The 2,112-nt window shown below is 68.2% G+C and carries 4 protein-coding genes; 1 reads left to right on the forward strand and 3 read right to left on the reverse strand.

From position 1 onward, the window contains the following. From ABT08_RS08910 to ABT08_RS08920, 3 genes are all read right to left on the reverse strand, one after another. Positions 1–672 carry a GTP pyrophosphokinase gene (locus ABT08_RS08910; protein ID WP_045247398.1) on the reverse strand — a complete coding sequence of 224 codons (672 nt, stop codon included), beginning with the start codon at positions 670–672 and terminating at the stop codon, positions 1–3. Between the two features lie 63 nt (positions 673–735). Next, on the reverse strand, positions 736–885 hold the full coding sequence (locus tag ABT08_RS08915) for a hypothetical protein (RefSeq protein ID WP_273204637.1): 150 nt from the start codon (positions 883–885) through the stop codon (positions 736–738). Between the two features lie 95 nt (positions 886–980). Beyond that, complete coding sequence (locus ABT08_RS08920; protein ID WP_137878314.1) at positions 981–1,304, reverse strand: DUF7882 family protein; 324 nt, start codon at positions 1,302–1,304, stop codon at positions 981–983. 128 nt (positions 1,305–1,432) lie between these two features. Between ABT08_RS08920 and ABT08_RS08925 the strand changes: the two genes are divergently transcribed. Then, positions 1,433–2,112, forward strand: a 680-nt coding sequence (locus tag ABT08_RS08925) for a response regulator transcription factor (protein ID WP_288114732.1), incomplete at its 3' end; no start/stop codon positions are given.

Raw genomic sequence — 2,112 nt, forward strand, 5'->3', positions numbered from 1 at the left:
TCAGACGTCGACCGCGTGGGGTCCGTGGAGTTCGCGGTGCAGCCGCTCCATGCGCCCGTCGAGCTCGGACGCGGTGTCGGCGGCATCCTTCAGACTCTCCACGAGCCCCGCCGGCACCTGGCGCGCGTACTTGTAGTAGATCTTGTGCTCGAGGCTCGCCCAGAAGTCCATCGCGATCGTGCGGAACTGCACCTCGACGGGGATCGGCATCGGCCCTGTCGAGAGGAACACCGGCACCTCGACGATCGCGTGCAGCGACTTGTAGCCGTTCGGCTTGGGCTCCGCGATGTAGTCCTTCACGGTGCGCACCGTGATGTCGGGCTGCGAGGTGAGCAGATCGAAGAGGCGATAGGCGTCGGCGGTGAAGCTGCAGGTCACGCGCACGCCCGCGACATCCGTGATGTTCGCCCGGATCGAGTCGAAGTCGGGGGCGATGCCCTTGCGCAGCACCTTCTCGACCAGACTGTCCGGGCTCTTGACGCGACTCGAGACGTGCTCGATCGGGTTGTAGTCGTGCATGTGCAGGAACTCGTCCCGCAGGATCTGGATCTTGGTCTCGATCTCCTGCATGCCGAAGCGGTACTCCAGCAGGAAACGCTGCAGCTCGTCGCGCGCATCGCGCAACTGCGACGGGGAGACGGTGATGGACTGGTCGTCGAGCGGCACACTCACTCGGCCGACGCTACGACCGTCTCATCGGGGGACGCTGTGAGCGCCCGCGGAAAAGCATGACCGTCAGGGGCGCGTCCGGGGACTCCGCGGCACCAGCTCGCCGTCGATCACATCGATCGCCGGCACCTGATCGAACGCCGGGTGGGCGTCGATGGGCACCTCGGATGCCGCATCGATCCCCTCGTCCCTCGGCTCGGGTTCGCCTCGTCTCATCGCACGCATCACCTCCTGAGGACAGCAGGTTCCACTGTCCCGCGCGAGCGAGGATCCGCCCAGGTCTTGACAAGGCGGCGACGGATCCGAACGACTCAGTCCGACGGGGGCCCGGCGGGAGGCTCGTCCGCCGGCTCCGGCGTGATCGTCAGGCCGTTCGGGCCGGATGCCGCGGCCATCAGATCCTCGACCCAGGCGCGGTTGATGCGCGGCTGGCGGCTGCCGAAGAAGTGGAACTGCAGCGGCACGGAGGGGTGCACCCAGAAGCTGCGGCGACCGCTGCCGTCGCCCATCTCGACGTCGAACATGAACGGCTCGGCACGACGCAGCTTGTTCATCACGACGATGCGCAGATGCGCGAGCGTGCGGTCCTCGATCTCCACCGAGTTGCCGATCGTGTCGTAGATGAATCTCCCCATGTGAGGAGCCTAAACGCGGGTGATCCTCCGCGCCGTCACCGTGTTCACGCCACGCCGTCGCGGGGCGGCGAGATGCGGCATCCGCTCGTCTTGGTGACATCTCAGCGCCCGCATGGTGTGCTGGGTGCGTGAGCACCCCCCAGGCCGACGGCGCCGAGCGACCCGCGCTGCTCTACGTCGAGGACGACCCCGAGATCGCGGAGATCACGGTCGAGGTGCTCTCGGAGGTCTACCGGGTCGACCACGTCGCCGACGGTGAGAGCGCCCTGCAGCGTGCGCTGTCGCGGCGGTACGAGGCGATGGTCGTCGACCGCCGTCTGCCGGGGATGGACGGCATCGCCCTCGTGCAGGCGGTGCGCACGGCCCACATCGCGACGCCCATCCTGCTGCTGACGGCGCTCGGGTCGGTGCACGACCGCGTCGAGGGACTCGACGTCGGCGCCAACGACTACCTCGTAAAGCCGTTCGACTACGACGAGCTGCTCGCCCGACTGCGAGCGCTGCGGCGCGGGTTCCGCACCGACGGCGTGCGCCGCGACGTCGGCGAGTGGCAGTTCGCGCCGGCAGCGCTCGCGCTCTTCTCACCCGAAGGACGCCGCGTCGCGCTCACGGCGACCGAGACCGCCCTGCTGCGCCTGCTCGCCGAGAGCCCCGACCATGTCTTCTCCCGTGCCGAGATCTCCGACGCGGTCTTCGCCTCGGGCGACTCGGAGAGCTCGGTCGACACCTACGTGCACTACATCCGTCGCAAGGCGACACCCGAGATCATCGAGACCGTGCGCGCGCGGGGATACCGGATCGGAGATCC

This window comes from Microbacterium sp. SCN 71-21 (assembly GCF_001725695.1).
Classification (GTDB): domain Bacteria; phylum Actinomycetota; class Actinomycetes; order Actinomycetales; family Microbacteriaceae; genus Microbacterium; species Microbacterium ginsengisoli.